20 protein-coding genes and 1 pseudogene are annotated in these 19,489 nt (G+C 45.6%); 17 read left to right on the top strand and 4 right to left on the bottom strand.

Features of this window, described 5'->3' with window-relative positions; translation table 11 throughout:
* The first annotated feature begins 22 nt into the window (after positions 1 to 22).
* Positions 23 to 397 carry a hypothetical protein gene (locus D081_RS07410; protein ID WP_085023553.1) on the top strand — a complete coding sequence of 125 codons (375 nt, stop codon included), beginning with the start codon at positions 23 to 25 and terminating at the stop codon, positions 395 to 397.
* Between the two features lie 135 nt (positions 398 to 532).
* Here the strand turns inward: D081_RS07410 and D081_RS07405 are convergent, their stop codons facing one another.
* On the bottom strand, positions 533 to 1,915 hold the full coding sequence (locus tag D081_RS07405) for a diguanylate cyclase (protein ID WP_158087597.1): 1,383 nt from the start codon (positions 1,913 to 1,915) through the stop codon (positions 533 to 535).
* Between the two features lie 267 nt (positions 1,916 to 2,182).
* Here D081_RS07405 and D081_RS12825 point away from each other — a divergent pair, with 267 nt between their 5' ends.
* From D081_RS12825 to D081_RS12940, 3 genes are all read left to right on the top strand, one after another.
* Positions 2,183 to 2,416 (top strand): hypothetical protein, encoded by a 234-nt coding sequence (locus D081_RS12825; protein WP_198941968.1) that lies wholly within the window; start codon positions 2,183 to 2,185, stop codon positions 2,414 to 2,416.
* Positions 2,413 to 3,360, top strand: a complete 948-nt coding sequence (locus tag D081_RS07400) for a diaminopropionate ammonia-lyase (protein ID WP_198941977.1) — start codon at positions 2,413 to 2,415, stop codon at positions 3,358 to 3,360. The genes D081_RS12825 and D081_RS07400 overlap by 4 nt, the downstream gene beginning before the upstream one ends.
* Before the next feature lie 113 nt (positions 3,361 to 3,473).
* The gene (locus tag D081_RS12940; protein ID WP_085023551.1) at positions 3,474 to 4,430 is read left to right on the top strand and encodes a rubredoxin; all 957 of its coding nucleotides are present in this window, start codon (positions 3,474 to 3,476) and stop codon (positions 4,428 to 4,430) included.
* A gap of 79 nt (positions 4,431 to 4,509) precedes the next feature.
* Here the strand turns inward: D081_RS12940 and D081_RS12930 are convergent, their stop codons facing one another.
* Positions 4,510 to 4,854: a flagellin gene (locus D081_RS12930; RefSeq protein WP_233127458.1), complete on the bottom strand. Its 345-nt coding sequence runs from the start codon at positions 4,852 to 4,854 to the stop codon at positions 4,510 to 4,512.
* Between the two features lie 1,011 nt (positions 4,855 to 5,865).
* Positions 5,866 to 6,285, bottom strand: a pseudogene (locus D081_RS07385) (flagellin); the annotation flags it as partial.
* 170 nt (positions 6,286 to 6,455) lie between these two features.
* Between D081_RS07385 and D081_RS07380 the strand changes: the two are divergent.
* Complete coding sequence (locus D081_RS07380) at positions 6,456 to 7,010, top strand: M48 family metallopeptidase (protein ID WP_085023550.1); 555 nt, start codon at positions 6,456 to 6,458, stop codon at positions 7,008 to 7,010.
* Positions 7,011 to 7,177: 167 nt separating this feature from the next.
* On the opposite strand, the gene D081_RS07375 is transcribed toward D081_RS07380, so the two are convergent.
* A complete protein-coding gene (locus tag D081_RS07375; protein ID WP_085023549.1) occupies positions 7,178 to 7,417 on the bottom strand; it encodes a hypothetical protein in 240 nt (79 codons plus the stop codon).
* A gap of 404 nt (positions 7,418 to 7,821) precedes the next feature.
* On the opposite strand from D081_RS07375, the gene D081_RS07370 reads away from it, so the two are divergent.
* From D081_RS07370 to D081_RS07315, 12 genes are all read left to right on the top strand, one after another.
* Complete coding sequence (locus D081_RS07370; RefSeq protein WP_085023548.1) at positions 7,822 to 8,304, top strand: hypothetical protein; 483 nt, start codon at positions 7,822 to 7,824, stop codon at positions 8,302 to 8,304.
* A gap of 246 nt (positions 8,305 to 8,550) precedes the next feature.
* Positions 8,551 to 8,754, top strand: coding sequence for a hypothetical protein (locus D081_RS07365; protein ID WP_085023547.1), 204 nt, complete (start codon positions 8,551 to 8,553; stop codon positions 8,752 to 8,754).
* 1,235 nt (positions 8,755 to 9,989) lie between these two features.
* Complete coding sequence (locus D081_RS07360; RefSeq protein WP_085023546.1) at positions 9,990 to 10,244, top strand: DUF4405 domain-containing protein; 255 nt, start codon at positions 9,990 to 9,992, stop codon at positions 10,242 to 10,244.
* Between the two features lie 1,080 nt (positions 10,245 to 11,324).
* Positions 11,325 to 11,687, top strand: coding sequence for a hypothetical protein (locus tag D081_RS07355; protein ID WP_085023545.1), 363 nt, complete (start codon positions 11,325 to 11,327; stop codon positions 11,685 to 11,687).
* A gap of 155 nt (positions 11,688 to 11,842) precedes the next feature.
* Positions 11,843 to 12,079, top strand: coding sequence for a hypothetical protein (locus tag D081_RS07350; RefSeq protein ID WP_143272154.1), 237 nt, complete (start codon positions 11,843 to 11,845; stop codon positions 12,077 to 12,079).
* A 502-nt stretch (positions 12,080 to 12,581) separates the two neighbouring features.
* Entirely contained in the window at positions 12,582 to 14,090 is a 1,509-nt protein-coding gene (locus D081_RS07345) for a DASS family sodium-coupled anion symporter (RefSeq protein WP_085023543.1), read from the top strand.
* Positions 14,091 to 14,120: 30 nt separating this feature from the next.
* Positions 14,121 to 14,321, top strand: coding sequence for a 4Fe-4S binding protein (locus tag D081_RS07340; RefSeq protein WP_085023542.1), 201 nt, complete (start codon positions 14,121 to 14,123; stop codon positions 14,319 to 14,321).
* The gene (locus tag D081_RS07335) at positions 14,318 to 15,466 is read left to right on the top strand and encodes a 2-oxoacid:acceptor oxidoreductase subunit alpha (protein ID WP_085023541.1); all 1,149 of its coding nucleotides are present in this window, start codon (positions 14,318 to 14,320) and stop codon (positions 15,464 to 15,466) included. Before D081_RS07340 ends, D081_RS07335 begins: the two co-directional genes overlap by 4 nt.
* The gene (locus tag D081_RS07330) at positions 15,466 to 16,290 is read left to right on the top strand and encodes a 2-oxoacid:ferredoxin oxidoreductase subunit beta (RefSeq protein WP_085023540.1); all 825 of its coding nucleotides are present in this window, start codon (positions 15,466 to 15,468) and stop codon (positions 16,288 to 16,290) included. The genes D081_RS07335 and D081_RS07330 overlap by 1 nt, the downstream gene beginning before the upstream one ends.
* On the top strand, positions 16,287 to 16,826 hold the full coding sequence (locus tag D081_RS07325) for a 2-oxoacid:acceptor oxidoreductase family protein (protein WP_085023539.1): 540 nt from the start codon (positions 16,287 to 16,289) through the stop codon (positions 16,824 to 16,826). The genes D081_RS07330 and D081_RS07325 overlap by 4 nt, the downstream gene beginning before the upstream one ends.
* A 130-nt stretch (positions 16,827 to 16,956) precedes the next feature.
* Positions 16,957 to 17,712, top strand: a complete 756-nt coding sequence (locus tag D081_RS07320; RefSeq protein ID WP_085023538.1) for a LytTR family DNA-binding domain-containing protein — start codon at positions 16,957 to 16,959, stop codon at positions 17,710 to 17,712.
* Positions 17,713 to 17,740: 28 nt separating this feature from the next.
* Positions 17,741 to 19,408 carry a LytS/YhcK type 5TM receptor domain-containing protein gene (locus tag D081_RS07315; RefSeq protein ID WP_085023537.1) on the top strand — a complete coding sequence of 556 codons (1,668 nt, stop codon included), beginning with the start codon at positions 17,741 to 17,743 and terminating at the stop codon, positions 19,406 to 19,408.
* Positions 19,409 to 19,489 lie beyond the last annotated feature (81 nt).

Raw genomic sequence — 19,489 nt, 5'->3', positions numbered from 1 at the left:
TGGTAAAAGGAGGAAATTTAGTATGAAGCATTTAAAGGCATTAAAAATTTTCCTGTTGACCTTGGTTATGGCCTTGTCCATTTCTGGTGGTACGGCAATGGCCGGCAGTCAGGATTTTACGCTGGTAAATGGTACCGGTAAAACCATCGTTTATGTTTATATCAGCCCAACTTCCAGTTCTGAGTGGATTTATCAGGACGAGCTGGGACCAAACAATGTTCTTTATCCAGGACAGGATATCTTCATTGGCTTTAGCCCAAGAGATGGCGTTCAGTATTGGGATCTGAAGGTAGTTTATGATAACGGCGTAGAGGATTACTGGTATGGACTTGACTTGTACCGTGTATATTCCGTAACCATCCGTCCTGGTGGTACTTCCAGTATTGAAATGGCTTAGTGATAGGGATTGCTGTCTGAAAACTGTTCAAGGCTTACGATTCTAAGGCAAAATATAAATTCCGAATAAAGGAATCCATTTAATAGGGCCTCCAATTTTTTGGAGGCCCATTAAAGTTTTTATGCAGTTAACAGGTTAAATACCTTCGGCAAGCTTTAAGTATTGCTCCTTGAGGCGGCTTTCCTGAATAAATACGTAAACTATTTCACCGTGCAATTTATTGCAGACACGGCGGCCGGAGCATTCTACGTTTATCTCCTGGCCCTGCTTGTTTACAATGCGGAATTTTACAAATCCATTCGTACGTTCTGCTGCTGCCTTGTTTTTCCTGATAATACGGTACTGCTCGTAAACTGAGCGGAGTACATGCTTTAAATCCTCGGGATGAATCATGTTGATAAATTTTCCCTCGGAAACGGTCATGAGATCCTGCATACTGTCACAGCCAAACAGCCGGATGGCATCGTCGTTGGCAAATATTATATGACCATCAGTATCCACCTTGTATGCAATAAAAGCTCCCGGCAGTCCCTGAATAAAATCATCCGTATTAAAGCCCAGCTGCTCTCTGTTTCTTTTCTCCATGCCGTCATGATAGAATTTGAAACCGTCCTTATGATTTAGTTTTACATCATAGAGGGCGGTGTCTGCCATTTCCCGCAATTTTCCGTAATCCTTCGAATGAAAAGGATATTCCGCAGCTCCCATGGACAAGGAAAATTCATGAGCTTCGTCATCGTGCATAAAGATGTTTTTTTGTTTGACGAAGGATTTAAAGAAGGGACGAACCTCCTCCAGTGTCGTATTGGTAAAAAATACCATGAATTCATCGCCGCCATTGCGGGAAAGAAAACAAGGCTTGGGACATTTTTTATTTAGAATATCGGACACAGTTTTCAATACATTGTCGCCGACACAATGACCGAATACATCATTTATAAGCTTAAAATTGTCGATGTCCAGGGTCATAAGCACGCAGCTGGCCTCGGGACACATCTTTATGAAATCATTTATGGAGCGTTCTATACCGGCCTGGTTTAAAAGACCTGTCAATGGGTCACGAATAGCCTGAGCCTCTGTCCTCAGAGCCTGCTCTTCGGCTTTCCTGACCTGTTCCCGCATAATATGCTCGCGGCGAACCTGTTCGTTAATATCTTCTACTAAAAATATTACGGTGCGAACAGAATCCTGGCAGTCATCGTCACATTGGATAAATGATGCTTCACACCAACCATTGTCTCTTGTCAGGAACGTACATCGGATGATTTGGTTGTCCCGTAGCCGCTCATCCAAGGTAGAAAAGGTAGTAAATTCCTTAATAATATTACGTGTTTTCACCTGGGCCAATTTATCCATAACAGTTTGAATGGCCTGCTGTGCACCGTTTGCACTCTGGACGAGTGCATCAATATTTTTTGTAGATTTTATGGCTTCATAGGTATCAGCAATAATATCAATGATATGCATGGATATGTATTTTTGTGATACCGCTTTCAACATAGCCTCAATGCTTGCCATATAACTTGCCCCCCTATGGTGATGCATAAATAAACAGAGGATTAGCAACATTTACATGGAATTTTACCATAGCAATTAGTTAATAATCAATAACATTTTAGGTATTTTGTTATATATAAGATACATGATTAATTTGTATAAAAAAACTTATAGTAGCATAATATAATAAATGATGTAACAAAATATTTTTTACATTTTTTGCAATATTTTATAAAATTAATGCATAAAAACAAGATTGGAGGAGAGGAAAATGGACCATGATTTTTTATGGCCACGCAGGATATTCAGGCGGATGCCTGGAAGAAAAAAAGCTGTGTATCAACGGATGAGGTGGGAAATACCTTTGCTTTCCATAAGGGGCTTTCGGACTATATGCCGACACCCCTGGTGAGCCTTTCAGCCCTGGCCAGCCACATCGGTGTGGAGCAGATATGGCTGAAGGATGAGTCAAAACGCTTTGGGCTCAATGCCTTCAAGGCACTGGGGGGAGCTATGCCATAGCAAAATATCTGTGTGAGAAGCTGAAGCTTGCTCTGGACGAGAATACATTTGCGGAGCTTACCTCGGAAAAATACCGTGAAAAGGTTCGGAATTTCACGTTTGTTACGGCTACGGACGGCAATCATGGCCGTGGTGTGGCATGGATGGCGAAGCTGCTGGGCTGTCCGGCCTGGGTATATCTGCCTCAGGGTACACGGGAGGAACGGCTGCAAAATATTCTTGGTCTGGGTGCCCATGCTGAGATTATGCCTTGGAATTACGATGACACTGTGCGTTATGCCAATGATATGGCCCAACAGAATGGTTGGGTGCTGGTTCAGGATACTGCATGGCCGGGGTATGAGGAAATACCGCAGGATATCATGAAGGGGTACGTTACCATGGCATGTGAAATTGATCAGGCCTTGCAGAAGGGGAGCTGTCCAAAGCCTACGCACATCTTTTTGCAGGCTGGTGTGGGGAGCATGGCGGCTGCCATTGCGGGATATTTGGCGTCTCTCTGGCAGGAGGAATGTCCAAAAATTATTGTCGTAGAGCCGACCCAGGCTGACTGCTTCTATCGCACGGCCAAGGCTGGGGATGGGAAAATCCATGCTGTCACCGGTGCCATGAACAGCATGATGGCAGGGCTATGCTGCGGCGAGCCATCACCGATTGCATGGGACATTTTAAAAGAATTGGGCAGTGCCTTTATATCCTGTGAAGATTATTACTCTGCCGAGGGTATGCGTATTCTAGCTTATCCCCGGGGAGAGGATACTGCCGTTGTTTCCGGCGAGTCCGGTGCCGTAACTACCGGGGTTCTTGTTCATCTCATGCAGGATGGGGAGCTGTCCGGCTACCGTCAGAAGCTGGGACTTGATGAAAAATCCCGCATACTGCTGATAAGCACGGAGGGGGATACGGATAAGGACAATTATAGTAAGGTCCTGGCGGAAGGGTAGGCTCCTTTTTAAAAGTACGGGGTAAAATTTTGAGTATGGAAGGAATATGATACGGTCTTGTAGAAATAGCAAAACAGTGTAATGTGTACGTTAATAGATGAAAGGAGTATGCGATGGAAATCAAGGCTGTAAAACTTTATGAAAAAGGATTTATGCTCCAGCCCTTCGCCTTAGGTGGTGAGGATGGGCCGGAAAAGTTCGATGCCAGTGTGCGTTATCGGTCCACACTCCAAAACTTTGTCATTGATACCGGCAATGAAATCATCTTGGTGGATACCGGTATGCCTTCGGAGGCACCGGATATGGTGGTGGATGAAAATACAAAGATTTTTCTTGGTTCCCGGATTAAGGACTATGTATCGGCATTAAAGGACCTGGGCTACCAGCCGGAGCAGGTGACAAAAATCCTCGTAACCCACAAGCATGCGGACCATACCGGCGAGCTGCGGAGCTTCCCGAATGCAAAAATCTACATGTCACCGGAAGAAAAGGAAGCTACGGAATACAAGGGCGATAATGTAATCGGCGTGGAGTACAAGGACGGTCCATACCATAATTTCCCTGCCTCGGAGAAAATAGCCGAAGGTGTTTATCTGCTGCCGGCCAAGGGGCATACCACTGGCAACAGCATCATCATTGCCGAAGCCGACGGTCTTTTCTATATGATGCATGGTGATGTAACCTATACTGATGAGGCTCTTTACGAAAATAAACTGTCAGTGGTATTCGAGGATAAAGAGGCGGCCCGTGATACCTTGAACAAGGTACGGGAGTTTATTCGCAACAATCCTACGGTATATTGCTCCACCCATACGCCATTGGGCTATGAGAATCTGGAGGCAAAACGCACCGTGGACCTCGATAATCCACCAAAGACCATTCCACCAACTGAAATCGCCCAGGGACAGGCTACCGGCCGCTATGTCTGCTCCGTATGTGGAGAGGTATATGATCCGGCTGTAGGTGACCCGAAAAATGGCATTCCTGCGGGAACAGCCTTTGAGGATCTGCCTGATGACTGGAAATGTCCTCGCTGCAAGCAAGGCAAGGACAAATTCAATAAAGCCTGATTTAAACTAATAAAGAACAGCAATAATAAAGGACAGCTCTTGGAGCTGTCCTTTTTGCTTGGTATATTTATTTTGCTGTTTACTGCAGCAACGACAATACTGAGCTGCTGTTCTGGTTGGCCTGTCCCAGCATGGACTGGGCGGTCTGCATTAGAACATTGGCCTTGGTATATGCCGTAAAGCTCTTGGCCATATCTGCGTCACGAATAACTGATTCAGCAGAGGTTACGTTCTCATGGGCTGTAGTGATATTGGCGGCTGTGAATTCCAAACGGCTCTCAATGGAACCAATAATGGTCTGCTGCTTCAAGGCTCGGCTGATGGCCCGGTCAATAACCGTTATGGCAGAAGTGGCTTTTTTCTGGGTAGCTACACTAACTGTTGTGCCGTCGTCCTTAACAAGACCCAGAGCCTCGCAACGCATGTCTGCCAATCCAATGCTGATAGTCTGTGATGCCTTGGTGCCAATCTGGAAATAAGCACTCTTTTCCGGTTCTGAATTTGCCGCCTGCTTGGCTAAATATCTTAAGGCGATGTAGCCAGCGGAATAAGCTGAATCATCAGTTGGTGTTGTGGAGCCGTCCAAAATGGACTTCAGGGTGTCTGTGTCATTGGCCAAAGCCTGTATGCCCGACTTGCGATAATCATCAATACCGTGAACCAGCTCTGCCATGCCTTCCGTAATATATTTAGGCAAAGTAGCAAAATTCTTGATATTGGCAGCCATAATGGCATGGGTCAATTCATGAGCCAACGTACGGTCCAAATAAAGCTGGTCCGGGTTCCCCACAACGGCACCATTTTTATCCGTCAGGTCAAGATTATTATAATAATTCATATTTATTCTCAGATCAAGACCTGTTGTTACACCCTCACCGTCATAGTGCTGTACCACATCAGCCAATACGTTATCAGCGGCACTCCTAAATTGTACATTAATGGATTTTACTGATGTGCCGTTTTCCCAGAAATTAATGGCAAAGGATTCATCCACCAGCTGCATACAGTTGGTAAGCCATTCATTATCCAAGGCCGCGGCGATGGCCTGCTTCATTGCATCACCAGCAGTATCCGGCCAGTTGACCTGCAACCCACGAATATAGGAGCTGCCAGTTGGGTTTCCGCCAAAGGCAGTCTTTTCCTCTGGAACCACAGTAACAGCTGTTTTCGTCTTCTCACCCCCGGCATCTAAGCCAGTGATAGAGCCCGTATCATCGTTATTTAAATCAATGCCGCAGGCCTCCAGAAGGCCATATTTCTTAACATCGTTTACACAGCTGTTAATTAGGGACGCCTCATCCTTAAACATACCACTGGAGGCAAACCTTATGGCTTCATCAAGAGAATCCGTGGAAGAAACAAATTTGTTGCTGTCCAGGAAACTCATAAAGGAAACAATGGCATCCTGCTGGTCCGCCACGATATTGCCTCCCAAGGAACCATTTATCAGATATTTGCCGTTAAAGGTCACCAACGCATTATCGTCTATCTGATTCATGAGCTGGTCCAATTCCTTCTGGATTATAGCCCGATCGCTGTCAGTATTGGTATCATTGGCCGCGTCAATAGCCTTGGCCTTGAAGGTCCTGAGGGCATCCACTGTGGAAGACACGGCACCCTCTGCCACCTTCATCATGCTGGAACCGTTCTGGGTGTTGGTAAGGGTCGCATCAAGACTCCGTATCTGCACCCGCATCCGCTCACTGATGGCATAAGAAGACGCATCATCTGCGGCACTATTTATCTTCATTCCAGAAGACACCTGTTGAAGCTGCTTGGCAAAGTCCTTGCTGTTCTTATTTAGAACATTCAAAGTATTAATTGCCGACATATTATTTTTTACTACCATGGCCATAGCGTGTCATTCCCTTCATAGGTTGCTGGAAACAAATCCTGTTACCTTTTTATCGTAAATAATGCTATATGGTCTTAACTGCATCCATAAAGTTCTTGCGGAAAGCCTGTCGCATTGGTAACCTAATAATGATGCAGTCTGTATAAGCAATTTATGTTATTGAGGTTAATATGATAAAAGCAAGAGCAACACTGCCGGAGGGCTACGACATGCCCTTTCGGGGGAAAGCATATAAGTTGAAAATAACGAGCACTCTGGATAAGCCTACGGTACAAATCAGGGGAGACAGCCTGACTGTAAATTTCTATACACCCCATCCGAAGGTTCCGGTACAGGTGCCCCTGGTACGTTGGTACCGCAACAGGGCCAAGGAATATCTGCCGCAGCGGGCGGCATTTTGGGCGGAACAAATGGGAGTCAGATATAATAAAATAATTATCAAGGACCAGGAGTCACGCTGGGGAAGTTGTTCCAGCCTTAAGAATATTAATCTTAACTGGCGTATCATGATGGCGCCTGACGATGTTATTGATTATCTGGTAATTCATGAGCTCGCCCATTTGCAGGAAATGAACCACTCCATAAGATTTTGGCGGCTGGTGGGACGTTTCGATCAGCATTTTAAACTGCACACAAAGTGGCTGAAGGAAAATGGCCGGGAGCTGTTTCTGATATTGCCAAAGCTGCCGGTAAGCATCTTAAATAAGGTAACCTTCTACTGTTGAGTACTTGACGCAATTCATTGGGAAACTGGGAGAGTGCCCTTTCATCCCAGCTAACTACTAAAAAAGAAAAGCGGGCTGCCAGAGGCAGCCCGTAATACATTGGGACTACTGGGAAGGAATTGACAATAGTCCATAATAAAAGGAGTGTTTTATAGTGAAGGTTTTCATTAATAATTCACATCGGCCATGATTTTATCCTGCTTGTCCTGAATTTCCCTATGGTGCTGCTGGATAGCATTGAACCGTTGTACTTCCAGCTGGTATCGCTCGATTTCCTGATTAAACTGATGTGATAAATCATGGTCCCGCCCATCGGCGGAGCTAGGGCTTTCATCTGGGATGTGACTCATAATCTTCCCCGAAAAGAGCCCACCGAAAAAAGCCGCAATTGTATTTTTTCCAGACATATACGAGTTCCCCCTCTCCCCATATATCTTATGGATCTATTATATCATTTATTTTAGTTATTTTATAATTCATTTTAGTTATGGTTAAAAGAAACAGAGAAAAAGGATTTGCCTTCATAGGGTAACAGCCAAAAGCGTTTAGAGATTTTGAAAAAAAGAATGACATATTTTTAATTGAAAAATATAACGAGCTTTAAGATGTCCCCCACCTCTTTAGGTGGGGGAAAACAAACTACAACAGCTGGCGAGCATATCTCCCAGCTCGTTGCGACACGAACGAAGTGAGTTAGTCCTTTAGGGAAACGCTAATTGGAAGATTTTTCTTCTTAAAGAAGAAAAATTTGAACAATGGCGTTATAATTAAAGAAAGATTATTGATTATTCTGAACGAGGGGTGAATATCAATGAAAAAATTATCCTGTATCTTCATGATGCTGCTGGTATGCTTTGCATTTAACATCTGCCAGGCTTCTGTTGTCGACGAATGTGCCTTGGGTGGAGTAGCTTTGGGCATGAGCAGGGATGATGTCAAAAATATTTGTGGCGATCCAACCAAGACGCGTGATGAATTTGTGGAGGAATGGTTTTATGATGATTCCTTTTTGATTAACTTTACAGAGGGATGCGTTACCAGTATTACAACAAATGAAAATAATGGAATCCGCATGCCCGCTGGCTTTACTGTAGGCAGCAATGTAAAAAGTCTGATTAAGCATTTTGAGCAGAAATATGGAATTGAACCAATACAGGATTCTGATGAAAAGATGACCTATGTAAAATACCTGATATTCAGACCGAATCAGAGCAACATAATTCTAAGAGTGGGTTATGACAAGTATGATGACATAATAAGCCTTATTCACCTGTACGCTACCAGTGTTAAGTAATAGAGTATACAATTTAATGAACTGTGTGGGCGTTATTCCGATAATCACACTTATCAAAAGCTGACCAGCCATTCGAGGCTACTATCCCTCACGGGTGCCCTTACGGGACCTACCCTTCGGGTACTAGCTTCGCTTCGCTTGCGTCGCCCCCGCCAGCATAGGCCAATTAGTAAGAAAATTTGTTGGTAAGGGCTATTGCATCATGATATAATTACTCCACAGACTTATATAACGGAGGAATATAGTATGAAAAAAATAATTGCTCTTATGATAATTGCTGTAATAACAACAGCTTCCGTACAGGTTTTTGCTGCTGATAGCTATAACAGCGAATATTACGGCTGTCCAAACGGGTATTGTTATCAGGACGGACAAGGATGTTATGGAGATGACGGACAGGGTGGCTGTTACGGAGGCCGTCATCGTCGCGGTGGTTGCTGGAGAGATTAAATATAGACATTTCAATAATGAATTGATATAACTGTACTTCTGTGATAGAGTGAAGCGGGGAAGTGGTGTATTTCAGCCGTAAATGAGAGACTTAGTAAGTGAGCTTCTCTTGGCTCTAATCAAGAAATTTAACAGTATGATAGAGCTGATGAAAATGTATCAGTAGCTGGTATAGAAGCAATAAACAGCAAAAAATAAGGCACTTGCTGACAATACAGACAAGTGCTATACTAAACACAAGAAAAGGGTGCCGCCTAGCGGCTTGCCCTCAGTAAGTTGAATCTTTTATATTAAACCGCCTAAGTTTGACCGGCTAGGGCGGTTTATTTCTTTTCTTCCATAACAATAAGCAAAATCAAAAGCAATGCTATGATTAACTCCGCCATGGGCATCACCCCCTTATACAGAGGGCAAATAAACCGCTAAACAACACCCAAAATGATTATAACGCAATTGTTTAGCTTTTCCCAACCATATCCACGGTTTTGGTTCACCACCAGAGCCGGGGCTTTGCGGACAGTAGCACTTGACGAAAACAAGTTATTAACAATGGGCAGGTAAGCTATCCCTTACGCGACCTACCCTTCGGGTACTAGCTCGCTTCGCTTGCGTCGCCCCCGCCAGCCGGAGCTGCAGCTGCATAAAAAAGAGCAGCCGCATCACCGGCGTACTACCCGCCCAAATAAAAAATAGGAACAGTTCCAAACCAAACCGAGCATAAGTCGGTTTTGCAAAAAAGGAACTGCTCCTATTGATACAAGTTTAACAGACACATAAATAGAAGTCGAGGAAAATCTTTTAATTGATTAGCTTTTACCGTCGATTTAATCATCTATAGTTGGAGGGCCGTTCAAGTCAATTTGCATCAACTCCTTTTATTTTTGTTCCACGAATGATATAACTTAAACAACAAAGGGTTCCTGCTCTGACGGAGAAGTCGTACCGTCAGCAGTAGGTATGGAACGCACGAAGGCATCCATACCGTTAGGAGCTCTTTTAGTTTCTTCAAAATTGGTTACAAGCAATGTTTTCTTTTTCCAATACGACCCGCTGAATTTGGCGGGTCGTTCAACTTAAGTGAAAGAAATATTTTAGCTAAACTCATATTTGATGAGGCTTAGCTGGTTTTGAATGTTGTTTTATGAATAATTCAGGTTTATTTTATAATTTGTTTATTTCCAATTTAGATTTAAGCCATATAATATATCCAAAATATAGCGAGGGGGTTATCTATTATGAAAAAGAATTATGGTCTTGCCTGGCTTCTTTTTATCAGTGGTTTAATTTGCATTGTTACCGGTTTAATGCTTGATTTTCACCTTATTTCTGGTGGCAGAGAAGCAAGGCTATTTTACCGAAACATCCATATTTACAGTGGTTATTTTATGGCTGTTGGACTATTGCTACATTTATTCTGGCACAAGAGCTGGATTTCCATGGCCACAAAGAAGATTTTAGGCCCCAAAAATACCCCTGCTTCAAACCATTAATTAGTTTAACCAATACGACCCGTTGAATTTGGATGGTCGTTCAACTAAACAGTTTCAGCCTTGATATCAATATATATCAGGGCTATTATTATGCCCAAAATAAAAAGGGCCGCATCAGCAGCCCCAGTAACCGGAATAAAGTGTAAGTGTCGTATGAGTTTGTATTGATTTAGGTTTTAAGATATCCCGGTTTACGTCTGGACAAAAAATGTGGGCTGCTAAGTGCAGCCCTAAACCATTGTGTGTATGGGCTATTGAATAAATGGGAAACAATAGCCCACGCAAGAAAGGAGTATGGTGCGGACAATAAACCACACCACATGGAAAGGAATATGAGACAAAAGCAATAGCTTTGTTAATTAATTATAACTTATAAATTATTCAGAAATCAATAGTTTACACATGAAACTTTTATAAAGTCTTGTACCACTTAATAAAATCATCCCTCCTGTGATAAAATGAGGCGGGGAAGTGGTGTATCTCAGCCGTAAATGAGAGACTTAGTAAGTGAGCTTCTCTTGGCTCTAATCAAGAAATTTAACAGTATGATAGAGCTGATGAAAAAGTAGCATCAGTTGGTTGCGAAGCAATAAAAAGCAAAAAATAAGGCACTTGCTGACAATGCAGACAAGTGCTATACTAAACACAAGAAAAGGGTGCCGCCTAGCGGCTTGCCCTCGTCGATTAAGTTATATTTCTACAAGATAACCGCTCGGTCTTGCCGGACTAGGAGCGGTTATTTTTTGTTTCCATCACGATTAGCAGAACCAGTAGTAGTACCACAATACTATCGTCCATGGGCATCACCCCCTTATAAAGAGGGCAAATAAACCGCTAAACAACACCCAAAATGATTATAACGCAATTGTTTAGCTTTTTCCAACCATATCCCCGGCTTTGGTGTAACCACCAGAGTCGGGGCTTTACTTTGACATACAAACCTCCAATTGTTTTGAACACTGGCTGTTATTAAAAACTTTTTTAAAAATATAATAAATTTCATAACACTTTTATTAAGTAAGGGATATAAAGGACAAGAAGAAATAAAAACAACAACCTAATTCAAAGGAGGAGATTAAAATGACTGCTGTAAAGAAGCTCAACGGATGGATGGACGAAATGGAAAACATGGTAGTAACTGGTTTGGTTGAAAACAAGCTCATGGCCGATGACGAGCTGGATAACGTGGCTGGTGGCTACACCTACGGAAGAATTGATAAGACCGTACGTAATGGAATCGTTACCTTCAAGATGCGTAACCTTAACACCGGTAAGGACGAGATTTATACCGGAAAAACCGCAGAAGAAGCAATGTTAAAGCTGGTGCAGCACAACTATAACCACTATGAGAAAACAATCTATCTTACCGGTCCAAAGGGTGATGTACTCCACACTCTCGATGTAGAGTCAACTGCGAAAGCATTAAAACTGAAGCGTCGGTAATATGGAGCTGGTAGCCTTCAGGCGGATCTGGGGGACCACCATTAATAAAAGCGATGCTTAAGAGAGCAGGCTTCCAATGATTTTGGAGGCCTGTTTTTATTTTTCCTTCAAATATTTGTAATAGAAAACGCTGTCACTCGTATATATAGACAAAGATGATAAAGTCAACTAAATTACAGAAGGGGGTAATGAAAATGTTGAAGAAGATGGAACTTACCAGTTATGAGCTGGAAAAAGTAGCAGGCGGTGGCTTCTGGGATGATGTGGTGGATGTAGTGGATGATGTTGTAGATGGTGTTGAGGACGTTGTAGATGATGTTGCGGTTGATGTCGTAGACGTCGTAACATCTCCAGAATCTCCTATCATTAATATTCTTGATAAGGTAAGCTGAGCCCTCTGTAACACACTCATCCCGGCTTTGGGTTAACCAGAGCCGGGGGTTTTAATTTCTGTAAAATAACGTTGCCCAGCCCTCGACTATCACCCCTAAAAGTAATAAAGGGACCTGCTGGTGCAAGTCCCAATAATTTTTATAGTATCCGTTTTTCAAATCTGAACATTCCATCAGGAAATTGTTTATTTAATTCGAAATCCATTTCATCTGGAGCATTAGGATCTGGGCGATGTAGTTGGTCTTTTCCATGATTCTGAAAATTATCCTGCAAAGATTATGGATTAACATTTTACTGTTTAATGAGTTATCAAAATAATATAGGTACATTTATTGAGGCAGCTGAAGAAAATTCAGCGCCTCTTTTTTGTCATTCGGGGGCGAATTTGGACCAATGGGCGGATTTTTATCGTTTATACTATGCCGTAATTTTATACTACCTATAAGAGAGGTGCACTGATTTACGAAAGGAAACTGAAATTATATTTAGGAGGTGTGATGTATGGAATTATCGCATGAAATGAGAAACATGGAAATTCATCCGGTATCGGTATCGTCGTTATTGAAAAAATATGGTCTGTTGCTGGGCTTCCTGGCAATGGCCGGAATATTTATGATGCCAACCCCGGCAGACCTGACTACTGCGGGGCATCGTATGCTGGGTATATTGGTGTTTGCGGTTATTATCTGGATTACAGAAACGGTGTCGTATCCAGTCAGTGCAACGATTATCGCCACTTTAATGATCCTGTGTCTGGGGCTGTCCCCGAATCCACAGGATCCGACAACTCTTGTGGGTACTTCCGGTGCGATTAAGACAGCTTTTACAGGAATTAGTGCCAGCGGAACGGTTCTGGTAGGTGCGGCCCTGTTTTTGGCCGCTGGTATGATGCACACAGGATTGGACAAGCGGATAGCCCTGTTTGTTCTCTCCAAGGTAGGAGCAAAAACAAACAGAATTCTGGCAGGCATGATTTTCGTAGGCTTTGTATTGGCATTCTTTGTTCCTAGTACCACAGCCCGTGTAGGCTGTATTGTTCCGATTGTCCTGGGTATTATCGCCGCCTTTAAGATGGAGCGCAACAGCCGCTTTGCCGCACTGCTGATGATTGCAACGGTGCATGCGGCCAGTATCTGGAATATTGGTATCAAGACCGCAGCGGCCCAGAACATGGTAGCTCTTGGCTTTATCGACAAGCAGCTGGGAGCCAACATCACCTGGACTGAGTGGTTTATCGCAGCGGCCCCTTATGCCGCTATTATGTCCGTAGTTCTGTATTTCCTTTGCTGGAAGATTTTGCCACCGGAGATGAACGAGGTGGCTGGCGGGGATGCCACAGTTAAGGAAGCACGGAAGGAATTGGGTCCAATGAAGGCCTCTGAGAAGAAGCTGATGCTGATTTCCATCGGTCTGCTGTTTCTCTGGGTAACTGAAAAAATTCTCCATCCGTTGGATACTACCACATCTACTGTAATTGCAATTACATTGATGTTTATGCCGGGAATCGGCATCATGAGCTGGAAGGAAGCTCAGGCTAAGATTTCCTGGGGTACCTTGGTACTGTTCGGTATTGGTATCAGCATGGGTTCAGCCCTGCTGTCCACACAGGCGGCTGCCTGGTTGGCCAATCAGCTCTCCATGGGCTTTGGTCTGGCCGGTATGAGTGTATTTATGGTATTTGCCATTTTGGCTCTGTTCCTTATCGTTGTTCATATAGGCTTTGCCAGCGCCACAGCTGTAGCCTCTTCCATGATTCCAATAATGATTGCAGTACTGCAGGGCCTGGATAATCCTCTGCTGAACATTGTGGGTATTACCATGGTATTGCAGTTTGTAGTTAGCTTCGGCTTTATTTTGCCGGTTAATTCGCCACAGGGTATTCTGGCCTTTGCTACGGAGACATTTACGGCCAAGGATTGCATCAAGGTAGGCTTGCCAATTACCATTATCGGCTACCTGCTGCTGTTGTTGTTCTCACAGACCTATTGGCGGTTTTTGGGTATTTTCTAAGATAGATGTGTGTCAAATGGAGGAGAGAAGATGAACGTCAATATTACCATCAAGGAAGCGCGCTGCAAGGGTTGCGGAATTTGCGCGACATTATGCCCCAAGCAGGTTTTGGCAGTCAGTGAGCTGGGGAAGATTCGCGTTTTGCATGAAGAAGCTTGTATCGCCTGCGGGCAGTGTGAGCTCCGTTGTCCGGATTATGCAATTTTTGTAGACAAGAAGGTGAAGGCATGAGTAAAGCAAGATTAATGCAAGGTAATGAGGCCTGCGTGGAGGGCGCATTGGCCGCTGGTGTCCGTTTCTTTGGTGGTTATCCTATTACACCTTCCACAGAGGTTGCCGAAAGTATGGCCAAGCTGCTGCCAACTGTTGGAGGTAAGTTTGTACAGATGGAGGATGAAATTGCCAGCATGGGTGTTGTATTGGGAGCATCCCTGGCCGGCAAAAAGTCGGTTACCGCTTCCTCCGGTCCCGGTATTTCCTTAAAGCAGGAGCTTATCGGTTATGCTGCTGCCGCTGAAATTCCGGTTGTTATTGTAAATGTTCAGCGTGTGGGTCCGTCCACCGGTCAGCCTACAGCCCCTTCCCAGGGTGATGTTATGCAGGCCCGCTGGGGTACCCACGGTGACCATCCGATGATTGCCCTTTCTCCATGGAGTGTCCGGGAGGCGTTCGATAATGCTGTTATGGCGGTTAATTATTCTGAACGCTTCCGCACTCCGGTTATTCTACTTATGGATGAAATCGTCGGCCACTTACGGGAAAAGGTGGAGCTTCCTGAAGCATCGGCCATAGAGATTTATCCACGCCGCAAGCCATCCTGCAGCCGTGCAGAGGGCTATGAGCCATTTACCCCTGACAAGGATCTGGTGCCAAATACCGCCAACTTCGGCGAAGGCTATCACATTCATGTAACTGGCCTTATCCACGATGACACCGGCTTCCCGATTGGCAGTCCTAAGATCACCCGTGAGGTTACCAAGCGTCTTCACGAGAAAATTGATATTGCACGGGATGAAATCACCCATGTAGAGGAATACTTCATGGATGATGCTGAATATGCCGTTGTTGCCTTTGGTGGTACTGCCCGTACTGCTTATGAAGCTGTTGCCAACGCCCGCAAGAAGGGCATAAAGGTTGGCATGGTTCGTCTCATTACCATCTGGCCGTTTGCTGACAAGGCTATCAAAAAGGTAGCTGAGAAGGTAAAGGGGATTCTGGTGGCTGAGCTGAACTATGGTCAGCTGGTTGGTGAGGTTGAACGTGTTGTGGCTGGCAAGTGCCCTGTAGAGCTCTGTGCTAAATATGACATGACTATATTTGAGCCGGCTGAAATTGAAGCGGGCATTGATGAGCTTGTAGCAGGAGGTAGGGCATAATGGAAAGATCTTTTGAACAGTATTTTCGTCAGAATCGCCTGCCACACCTCTGGTGTCCGGGATGTGGCAACGGCATTGTTATGAAGGCTGTTGTCCAGGCCATTGAAAAGAAGGGGCTGGACCAGGATAAAACCGTAATCGTATCCGGTATCGGCTGCTCTTCAAGAGCCTCCGGCTACATGGATTTTGATACGCTTCACACCGCCCATGGCCGTGCTATCCCGTTTGCCACTGGTGTCAAGCTGGCAAATCCTGAGCTGAATGTTATTGTTATCACCGGTGATGGTGACTGCACCGCCATCGGTGGCAATCACTTCATTCACGGCTGCCGCCGCAATGTAGATTTGACAGTTGTTCTCTTTAATAACAGCATCTATGGCATGACAGGTGGTCAGGCCTCGCCAATGACGCCTACCCATAAGAAGGCTACTACTGCCCCTTATGGTGCCATTGACCGTAACTTTGATGCCTGCCGTTTGGCTGAGGCAGCTGGTGCAACTTATGTAGCCCGCTCAACAGCCTTCCATGTTCAGCATCTTACTGATATGATTGTCGGAGGTCTGGACAACAGGGGCTTCTCCTTCGTGGAGGCTGTATGCCAGTGTCCTACTTCCTATGGACGCAAGAACAAGATGGCTGATCCGGCCAAGATGATGATGTGGATGCGTGACAACGCTGTTATGAAGGCAGCCTGGGACAAGCTGCCTGATGACAAGAAGACGGAGGAAAAATTCCCTATCGGCCTCTTCTACAATGAAAGCGAAACAGATTATGCAACTGCATACAACGAGGTTATTCAGATTGCAGGAGGTGCTGATAAATGAGAAAGCAGCTTAGATTATCCGGGTCCGGTGGCCAGGGTGTAATTACCGCCGCCATTATTTTCGCCGAGGCAGCTGTTGCCGAGGGCAAGGAGGCTGTACAGTCCCAGTCCTACGGTCCAGAGGCCCGTGGCGGTGCTTCCAAGTCTGAGGTTATCGTTGATGACCAGCCAATTTTCCATCCGCATGTGGATGTGCCTGATGTGGTATTGGCTATGACTCAAAAGGCAGCAGAGAAATATTACGGGGATTTGCATGACGATGGTATATTGGTGCTGGATGAGGATTTGGTGCCGGAGCCGCCTAAATTTTCCCATATAGTCAAAATACCGATTACCAGACTGGCGGTGGAGAAGGTGGGCAAGACCCTATTTGCCAATATTGTGGCATTGGGGGCCCTGGTACATATTACCGGCACCGTGAAGCTGGATACTGTAAAGGAATCTGTGGCCAGCCGCGTTCCACCCCATACTGTGGAACAAAATATGAAGGCTTTGCAGGTTGGCTGGGAGGCTGCCGAAGCAGCAATGAAAGCATAATATAGGATAACTTTAACCAAGGGAGGAAGCTGGGCTTTCTCCCTTTAGTTAATTGAATTGCACTGTGGCAAATGATAGAATGAAGGTGGGTGCACAGGTAGTTTTTTTGTACAGGAAAGGGTGAGGATAGATGCTACGTACAGTGATAGTTGACGACGAGCAGCCTATTTGCGATGATATAGCGTATTTGCTGGAGGCCCATCCCGATGTGGAGGTAGTGGCTACATTTCAGCAAAGCCAGCAGGCCTTGGCCTATCTGCAGCAAAATCCCTGTGATCTCCTGTTTTTGGATATAAAAATGCCGGGCATGAACGGATTGGAATTTGCCGAGTGTCTGAGCACCTTAAAATTAAATGTTATGATTATTTTTGTCACAGCCTATGAGGAATACGCCCTGCCGGCCTTTGAAACCTCTGCTGTGGCCTATCTTACCAAGCCCCTGGGGCAGGCGAGGCTGACAAAGGCTCTTAAAAAGGTGCGGTCCCTGTTTTCATTGGTGGAAAAGAATGAACAAATGGCGCCGGCTGTGACGGCGGCAGAGATACATCATTATCATCCTATTAGTGTGCAGAAGGGTGAGGCCCTTATTCCAGTTCAGCAGCGGGATATTTTGCTGGCCTATGTCAAGGAAAAGCTGGTATTCCTGCGTACACGGGAGGGGGATTTTCAGCTGTCCATGACCCTGGCGGAATTGGAGGAGCTGCTGGACCCGGAGCTGTTTTTGCGGGTACATCGGCAATATATAGTGAACACTGAGGCCATTGCCAAGGTTATTCCGTGGTTTCATGGCTCTTATGTATTGAGCATGAAGGACGGAGCCGGTACGGAAATACCGGTCAGCCGCAAGCATATACCAGAGGTACGACAGGTCTTGGGCATAAAATAGAAGCACCCAAGGGATTGGAAGTGACAGCATGGAGTTATTGTTTGATTTGCTGGGAGATGTGTGCATTTCCACGGTAGTAGCTTATCTGCTGGGCCGCAACCGCAAGGCCATGACCATGGCCATGGAGCCGGTGACGTGGAAGTCCTGGGCGGTGTTTACGGCAGTATTCTCCCTGTTATCCATTATTTCATCATATTACGGCACCCGTATTGAGGGGGCCTTGGCCAGTACCCGTATAGTGGGAACCCTTATGGGTGGTATTATCGGCGGTCCCTGGGTGGGAGCCAGTGTGGGGCTGGTTGGTGCCCTGCATCGTTACAGTCTGGGGGGCTTTACGGCTTCCTCCTGTGCGGTGGCTACCTTTACGGTAGGCATCCTGGCCGGTCTGCTCCGTCAAAAGGTGGGCTTTCATCGTTTGGACTGGTGTATGGCGGCAGGCATGGCCCTAACCGCGGAGCTTATTCAAAAGGGCTTGACTCTGGCCTTTGCCAAGCCCTTTGAGGCGGCTCTGGCCTTTGAACGGACGGCGGCGGTTCCTACTACTATGGTGACTATCGTAGGCACTACCTTGTTTGTAATGATTTTAAAGGATATGCAGCTCCAGTCCGAGCTGAGTGGAGCCCGTTCAGCCCATTTGGCACTGACCATAGCCGGGCAGACCATGAAATGGCTGCGGACGGGACTGTCCAATGACAGCGCCCAACGGGTGGTGGAGCTGATATATCGGCTGACCAAGGTGGATGCTGTTTCCATAACCGATGACAAAAAGATTTTGGCCTTCATTGGTGCAGGCAGTGATCATCACATGCCGGGGCATGATATTTTGTCCCCGGCCACCACGGAAGCCCTTGCCACAGGGGAAATTGTGGTGTTTCAGGATGGGGCACAATGTCCGGAGCCAAATTGTCCGCTGGTATGCGGTGTGGTGGCACCCTTGATGCCCAAGGACAAGGCTGTGGGCACCCTGAAGCTGTATCGGAGCCATAAGAACAGCCTGTCAGTATCTGAGGTGCAGCTGGTAAAGGATTTGGCTCAGCTCTTATCCCGCCAGTTGGCCATTCATGAGCTGGACCAGCAGCAGACCCTGGCGGAACGGGCGGAATTAAAGGCCTTGCGGGCCCAGATAAATCCTCATTTTCTTTTCAATACCCTGTCCAACATTATGTCCTTCTGCCGCACGGCGCCGGACACGGCCCGGATGCTGCTGGAGGAGCTGTCGGATATGCTGCATTTCAGCTTTGCCAAGCATGAGGACAAGGTGACGGTGGAGGAGGAATTCTCCAGCGTGGCGGCGTACATTGAGATATTGAAGGTCCGTTTCGGTTCCCGCTTATCGGTGAATTTGGATGTGGACCCGGCGGTAGACTATTATCTGCTGCCCACCTTTTCACTGCAGCCTATAGTGGAAAATGCCCTGCTCCATGGGCTGTTTTCCAAGCCGGCGGACTGTCAGCTGGATATCAGCATAAAGGCTGAAAATAATAAGCTGGTGGTGCGGGTGGCTGATAATGGCATTGGCATGACAGAGAATGAATGTGAAAAGCTTATGCAGGAAAAGACAGGTGGCATTGGCTTGTCCAATGTCCGCCAGCGCATTGCCAACCTGTATGCCGGCAGGGGACTTCTGGAGCTTAACTCCAAGCAGGGGGAAGGCACCGAAGTCATCTATAAAATTCCTTTGGAGAAAAAAGAATGATAGAAATATTGTTATCATTCCAAATATATCTAAGTAATATAGTTTAAAGTAGAGCGTACTTAGCGTACGTTCTTTTCTTTT

Source organism: Anaerovibrio sp. JC8 (genome assembly GCF_002100115.1).
GTDB lineage: Bacteria > Bacillota > Negativicutes > Selenomonadales > Selenomonadaceae > Anaerovibrio.
The sequence above is the reverse complement of the archived record's forward strand: the minus strand, read 5'-3'. Positions and strand labels throughout refer to the sequence as shown.

Bases quoted from the DNA above. Each gene is read 5' to 3' on its own strand.
- D081_RS07410 (WP_085023553.1), top strand. From the start codon at position 23: ATGAAGCATTTAAAGGCATTAAAAATTTTCCTGTTGACCTTGGTTATG.
- D081_RS07405 (WP_158087597.1), bottom strand. From the start codon at position 1,915: ATGGCAAGCATTGAGGCTATGTTGAAAGCGGTATCACAAAAATACATA.
- D081_RS12825 (WP_198941968.1), top strand. From the start codon at position 2,183: ATGGCCACGCAGGATATTCAGGCGGATGCCTGGAAGAAAAAAAGCTGT.
- D081_RS12940 (WP_085023551.1), top strand. From the start codon at position 3,474: ATGGAAATCAAGGCTGTAAAACTTTATGAAAAAGGATTTATGCTCCAG.
- D081_RS12930 (WP_233127458.1), bottom strand. From the start codon at position 4,854: ATGCGTTGCGAGGCTCTGGGTCTTGTTAAGGACGACGGCACAACAGTT.
- D081_RS07380 (WP_085023550.1), top strand. From the start codon at position 6,456: ATGATAAAAGCAAGAGCAACACTGCCGGAGGGCTACGACATGCCCTTT.
- D081_RS07375 (WP_085023549.1), bottom strand. From the start codon at position 7,417: ATGTCTGGAAAAAATACAATTGCGGCTTTTTTCGGTGGGCTCTTTTCG.
- D081_RS07370 (WP_085023548.1), top strand. From the start codon at position 7,822: ATGAAAAAATTATCCTGTATCTTCATGATGCTGCTGGTATGCTTTGCA.
- D081_RS07365 (WP_085023547.1), top strand. From the start codon at position 8,551: ATGAAAAAAATAATTGCTCTTATGATAATTGCTGTAATAACAACAGCT.
- D081_RS07360 (WP_085023546.1), top strand. From the start codon at position 9,990: ATGAAAAAGAATTATGGTCTTGCCTGGCTTCTTTTTATCAGTGGTTTA.
- D081_RS07355 (WP_085023545.1), top strand. From the start codon at position 11,325: ATGACTGCTGTAAAGAAGCTCAACGGATGGATGGACGAAATGGAAAAC.
- D081_RS07350 (WP_143272154.1), top strand. From the start codon at position 11,843: ATGATAAAGTCAACTAAATTACAGAAGGGGGTAATGAAAATGTTGAAG.
- D081_RS07345 (WP_085023543.1), top strand. From the start codon at position 12,582: ATGGAATTATCGCATGAAATGAGAAACATGGAAATTCATCCGGTATCG.
- D081_RS07340 (WP_085023542.1), top strand. From the start codon at position 14,121: ATGAACGTCAATATTACCATCAAGGAAGCGCGCTGCAAGGGTTGCGGA.
- D081_RS07335 (WP_085023541.1), top strand. From the start codon at position 14,318: ATGAGTAAAGCAAGATTAATGCAAGGTAATGAGGCCTGCGTGGAGGGC.
- D081_RS07330 (WP_085023540.1), top strand. From the start codon at position 15,466: ATGGAAAGATCTTTTGAACAGTATTTTCGTCAGAATCGCCTGCCACAC.
- D081_RS07325 (WP_085023539.1), top strand. From the start codon at position 16,287: ATGAGAAAGCAGCTTAGATTATCCGGGTCCGGTGGCCAGGGTGTAATT.
- D081_RS07320 (WP_085023538.1), top strand. From the start codon at position 16,957: ATGCTACGTACAGTGATAGTTGACGACGAGCAGCCTATTTGCGATGAT.
- D081_RS07315 (WP_085023537.1), top strand. From the start codon at position 17,741: ATGGAGTTATTGTTTGATTTGCTGGGAGATGTGTGCATTTCCACGGTA.